Genomic DNA, 5,149 nt, shown 5'->3' with positions numbered 1-5,149 from the left:
TTTTTCTGTTTGTCGAGAACAAAGACAGCCATTTCAATTCCTGCCCTTACGGGCCTGGTGACGGAGCCTCGCGGCTCGCTCCCCTCGGAAAAGTCTGCAACCGGCTCCCGCCTCGCGGCGGCGATCAGAACCTTCGGCGCTTTACCTTTCGCCCGCATGATCCTGATCTTCCAGTGTCCGGAACTGAGGAAGCATTCCGGAGTGGGTCTTGGCGACCTGTTGCAAACGCAGCGGGTTTTCACCGCTTTCCCTGGTCAACCCAGCTTGTCTTCACAAGCTCCGCCCTTCAGGGCGGGGTAGTTGACGGCGCCTATTGTGCCTTAGTGAAAGCTGACAGTTCGCTGACAAGGGGCGACAGCGAACCGTCAGCCGCCCTCCCTTATGCTGGCACCAGGTCAACGCGAAACACAACAATGGAGACATCCTAATGACCACCAATGCGACTGCCACTGCACCGACGCCCGACCTTAGCGTCGATGTCGAGGCCAATTCCGACTCAGCCGCCAGCCCCCCCATCCGCGTCTGGGATCCTTTGGTGCGCAGCTTCCACTGGCTATTGGCTGCTGCCTTTGCGACTGCCTATATCGTCGAGGATCATGCCCTGGATATTCACGTCTGGGCCGGTTATCTGGCGCTCAGTCTGATCGGTGTCCGCCTGCTGTGGGGACTGATCGGCACCCGGCATGCGCGTTTTCGTGATTTTGTGCGCGGGCCGACGCAAATTCTGGCCTATCTCAAGAACCTGTTCAGCCTGCACGCGCCGCGCTACCTCGGCCACAACCCAGCCGGCGGTGCCATGATTGTACTGCTGCTCGTTGCGATTCTGGCGACCGGACTCACTGGAATAGCGCTCTATGGTGCCGAGGAGTTTGCCGGCCCCCTGGCGCCCATGATGCGCGGCCTGCCCGAATTCTGGGGCGAGGCGCTGGAGGAAACGCATGAATTCCTGGCCAATGCCACGCTGGCGCTGGTGGTGCTGCATCTGCTCGGTGTCGCGGTCTCGAGTCTGCTGCATCGCGAGAATCTGGTCAAAGCCATGATCACCGGCGTCAAACGGGGGTCATGAGCCATGCCATCAATGCCATCAATTCCTCACGCGATTACGCTGGCGGCGCTGGCCAGTTCCCTGCTCACACTGCAACCCGCCCCGCTGCTGGCCGCCGATGCTGCGGCTGGCCAGGCGGCCTGGGTCGCGGAACATCGGCCCAGCGACACTGCGCCAGCGCGCAGTTGCTCAACCTGCCATGGCACCGATTTGACCCAGCCAGGACGCCATGTCAACACCGGCAAGGTCATCGAACCTATGACACCGTCGGTGAATGCGGCACGCCTGTCGGACCCGGCCAAGATTGAGAAATGGTTCCGCCGCAACTGCCGCTGGACCTTGGGGCGTGAATGCAGCGCCAGCGAGAAGGCTGATTTCCTGGCCTATATCCGCACACAATAACCCCGGGCTCGCCACTATCAGGAGAAAACATCATGAATAAATTAATACGTCATGCCATGATCGTTGGCGCAACCCTCATCGGCCTGGCAGCAGCCGGTGTGGCCATCAGCGATTCCGACGATTACCATAAGGACCGAGACCATCATGACGAGGAGCATGACGGCTGGATTCCGCACCGTCCCGATGTCGCCCCCGTCGAAAACCCACGCTATGCAGAAGAATGCGGTGCCTGCCACATGGCCTATCAACCCGGACTGCTGCCAGCCGCCGCGTGGCAGCGCATCCTGTCAGCGGATGCACTCATCGACCACTATGGCGACGATGCCAGCCTCGGCGAAGACACGCGCCAACGTCTGCAAGCGTATCTGAGCGCCAACGCCGCCGATCAAGCCCGTCTGGTACGCGCACGCGCCTTTGCCTTTGCCGTGCCTGCAACAACTGCCGACAGCGCTGATGCCAGCGCGGGTGGCGCCCTGCCGCGCATTACCATGACAGCCTATTTCCAGCGTAAGCACGACGAGATTCCACCGCGCCTGGTGGTCGAGAACCCGGACGTCGGCAGCTTCAGCCAATGCAACAAGTGCCATCAAGACGCGGCGGCGGGCATCTATGACGAGGATCAGGTGAGCATTCCCGGTTTCGGTCGCTGGGAGGATTGACCAAAACCCCGCAACGTGCAAACCCTGCCGCTCTGCGCCGCACCCAGCCGCGCGGAACGGCATACAATCTACAGCCCAGCCTCCGACCATTCTATAATTGCCCGCAGTACGAATCCGCTCCGCCAAGACGGGATTGCGCTCCCTTTTTCTCCGGCACGGTTTTTCAATGCTGCACATAACCTCTGTCGCCACACTTTTTCCGCTGTGGGCGTTGCTGGGCGCTGGGTTGGCCTGGTGGCAGCCGCAGTTTTTCCTGCCGGGCAAGCCGTTGATTGTGCCACTGCTCAGCCTGGTGATGCTGGGCATGGGGCTGACGCTTGACTGGCGCCAGTTCGCCGCCGTGTGGTCGCAGCGCACCGCTGTAGGCTTAGGCGTGACCTTGCAGTTTCTCATCATGCCGCTGGCGGCCTGGGTCATCGCCATTGGCCTACAACTGCCACCGGAACTGATCGCCGGCATGGTGTTGCTCGGTGCCAGTCCAGGCGGCACGGCATCCAATCTGATCTGCTATCTGGCACGCGGTGATGTGGCCCTGTCGATCACCCTGACCACCTTATCAACCCTGATCGCCATCCTCGCCACCCCTGCACTCACCCTGGCCTATGCTGGCCACCAGGTGCCGGTTCCTGCCGCCGCCATGCTCTTGTCGATGCTGAAGGTGGTGTTGGCACCGGTGGCCATCGGCGTGGCGGTCAATACTTGGCTCGGGCCGCGCCTGACACACATCAAAACCTTGTTCCCCTTGGTTTCCATGCTGGCCATCGTCATTATCATCGCCATCGTGGTGGCGCTGAATCAGGCCTCGATTGCCCAGACGGGAATGCTTTTGCTGCTTGCCGTGATCTTGCACAATGGCGTGGGCTTGCTGGCCGGCTACTCCCTTGCCCGCTGGCTTATCCATGATGAGCGCATCGCGCGCACCCTGGCTATTGAGGTCGGCATGCAAAACTCAGGACTCGCGGTTGCGCTGGCCACCCAGTATTTCTCCGCCGCAGCCGCCTTGCCCGGAGCGCTGTTCTCGATCTGGCATAACCTGAGTGGCTCACTGTTGGCGGCCGTCTGGGCACGCCGCCCGCCTGCACGCTAGCGCCAAGTCAAAACAACAAGCGAATTCAGTATCGGTGTCGCCTGGAGGCTTCACGATGCCAGTGATAATTTCACCGCAATCGTGATCAATACTATACCGAAGAGTTGTTTAATCCATTTGGATTTCATTTTTTCCTTCATCACCCAAGCCCCCAGTTGAGAGGCAAGCAGCACGGCAATTGAGGCGTAGATTAACAGCGGCCAATTAAAGTGCCCGTTAGCGAAGTGTCCGATAAAGCCTGAGAAGGATGAAAAAACAACAACAAATGCAGAAGTGGCAGCAGCTTTCTTGGTGGGATAGCCAAGAGCGATCAGCAGAGGAACAAACAGAAAGCCTCCGCCAATACCCAATAACCCGGCCAGCAACCCAATGCCCAAACCGGCCACAGCGCTCAGCATAATCCGCCGCTTGAAAGCGATCAGTTCGGTCGGTTCGGCGTTGCCGGAGCTGAGTAACATTTTCGCCCCTGACAGCATCATCACCATGGAAAACAGCATCATCAGGACATCGACGGAAATGATATGCGTTAAGCGGGCGCCCAGTGGTGCGGCTATCAAAGAGGTGATCACCATCGGCAGACTGCCTGTAAAATCCACCATCCTTTTACGCGCATAAGAAACGGCAGCCGACAAGGCGGTGACACCATTGAGAAACAATCCCGTTGGAATGGCAACACTTTTGAAGTCAAAACCAAACCAATGAAACACAGGGATGTAGAGCATCGCCCCACCCAGCCCCAGCATCGAGAATATAAAAGCTAACAGAAAAACAATTACAATGACCGGTAACATGCTGTATTATCTCACTTGACACCAAACCAACCCATGCTCTGGCTGTTGCTGCGCCTGAACGGCAAGACGGTGATCGGTTCCGGTAGCTGAATGATGGTTGTGGATTCAACTCAAAGCGCATGAACACAGTTTTTTTGCATATTGGATACGGCAAGTGCGGCTCTACAGCAATTCAGCAATTTGCCTATCGGCACTTTAAGAAGAATGCAGAGATTTATCTCCCGGAGACCGGCTGGTGGCAAGAGAGGGAAGGTCATCATCACCTGACCAACAACCTGGATTATGCGGCGGATAAAGCAGCGCTTTACCACCAATGGACCCTGGTGGCGGAGGAACTGGCGGCCTCCAACGCCAAGCACGGATTTCTCACCTCCGAGCAGTTTTGCTTCATGCGTCCTGAGCAAATAGAAGTGGCCCACAGGGCATTGCGTCAACAGGACTGGCAAATAAAAATTATTTTCTTTGTGCGCTCTCAGCTTGAATTGGCACTCTCTGCCTACCTGGAGAAGTTAAAACACACACCATATCAGGAACTGGGCGATTTTGGACATTTTATCTCGCTGCATAAACAGGCTTTTAATTTCCAACTCAGGATAACCACCTGGGAAGAACTATTTGGCACAGCTAATCTGATCGTCAGACTCTACGACAGGAGGCTCTATCCTGATGTGGTAGCGGAACTGTGCCGCATACTCGATCTGAATCTTGAGATTACCGATGACCAGAGTGCCGCAAACACCCAAATCAATCAGTCCATGCTCCCGGAATTTATTCCATTAATCAAAATCATGGATGAACAAATGACCAGCCAAGCGGTCACCAGAGCGCACTACATCGCTGAAATCACCAAGCTATCATCTCAATTCAAGACCTGTTCATCCGGCCTAGGATTGTTTGCGCAGGAAATGGACCAAATGATCGAGTATTACCAGGCCGCCAATGACATCTTCGCAGAAAAGTTTCTAACTCCAGTAGAAAGGCAAACCCTGAAACGTGCGTTTGATTTGCCACCCGAGGCACGCACGAGCAAGCGTTAACTGTCAAGTCCCGGGAGATTGTTAGGACGTTTTACGAATAGATCCGGCTGCTTTTCATACCATTGCTTCAATGCCTGAATGGGAGCGACATGCCCGAGCGCGCGTTGGGGGATGTGTTGATTATAGAG

Annotated in this window: 6 protein-coding genes and 1 pseudogene; 5 read left to right on the top strand and 2 right to left on the bottom strand. The window is 56.7% G+C overall.

Going from position 1 to position 5,149, the window contains the following annotated elements; genetic code table 11:
- Nucleotides 1-427: 427 nt before the first annotated feature.
- The 4 genes from CKO36_RS18475 (at nucleotide 428) to CKO36_RS18460 (ending at nucleotide 3,193) form a co-directional block, all read left to right on the top strand.
- Nucleotides 428-1,066, top strand: a complete 639-nt coding sequence (locus CKO36_RS18475; RefSeq protein WP_200286379.1) for a cytochrome b/b6 domain-containing protein — start codon at nucleotides 428-430, stop codon at nucleotides 1,064-1,066.
- 12 nt (nucleotides 1,067-1,078) lie between these two features.
- Nucleotides 1,079-1,447, top strand: coding sequence for a DUF1924 domain-containing protein (locus tag CKO36_RS18470; RefSeq protein ID WP_200286378.1), 369 nt, complete (start codon nucleotides 1,079-1,081; stop codon nucleotides 1,445-1,447).
- Nucleotides 1,448-1,479: 32 nt separating this feature from the next.
- Complete coding sequence (locus CKO36_RS18465) at nucleotides 1,480-2,106, top strand: diheme cytochrome c (RefSeq protein WP_200286377.1); 627 nt, start codon at nucleotides 1,480-1,482, stop codon at nucleotides 2,104-2,106.
- A 166-nt stretch (nucleotides 2,107-2,272) separates the two neighbouring features.
- Nucleotides 2,273-3,193 (top strand): bile acid:sodium symporter family protein, encoded by a 921-nt coding sequence (locus CKO36_RS18460; RefSeq protein WP_200286376.1) that lies wholly within the window; start codon nucleotides 2,273-2,275, stop codon nucleotides 3,191-3,193.
- Between the two features lie 50 nt (nucleotides 3,194-3,243).
- Here CKO36_RS18460 and CKO36_RS18455 read toward each other — a convergent pair whose 3' ends face one another.
- Complete coding sequence (locus CKO36_RS18455) at nucleotides 3,244-3,984, bottom strand: sulfite exporter TauE/SafE family protein (RefSeq protein ID WP_200286375.1); 741 nt, start codon at nucleotides 3,982-3,984, stop codon at nucleotides 3,244-3,246.
- 119 nt (nucleotides 3,985-4,103) lie between these two features.
- Between CKO36_RS18455 and CKO36_RS18450 the strand changes: the two genes are divergently transcribed.
- Nucleotides 4,104-5,021 carry a hypothetical protein gene (locus CKO36_RS18450; protein WP_200286374.1) on the top strand — a complete coding sequence of 306 codons (918 nt, stop codon included), beginning with the start codon at nucleotides 4,104-4,106 and terminating at the stop codon, nucleotides 5,019-5,021.
- On the opposite strand, the pseudogene CKO36_RS18445 reads toward CKO36_RS18450, so the two are convergent.
- Nucleotides 5,018-5,149: pseudogene (locus CKO36_RS18445) on the bottom strand (IS481 family transposase); the annotation flags it as partial. The gene CKO36_RS18450 and the pseudogene CKO36_RS18445 overlap by 4 nt on opposite strands.

Source organism: Rhabdochromatium marinum (genome assembly GCF_016583795.1).
Taxonomy (GTDB): Bacteria; Pseudomonadota; Gammaproteobacteria; order Chromatiales; family Chromatiaceae; genus Rhabdochromatium; species Rhabdochromatium marinum.
The sequence above is the reverse complement of the archived record's forward strand: the minus strand, read 5'-3'. Positions and strand labels throughout refer to the sequence as shown.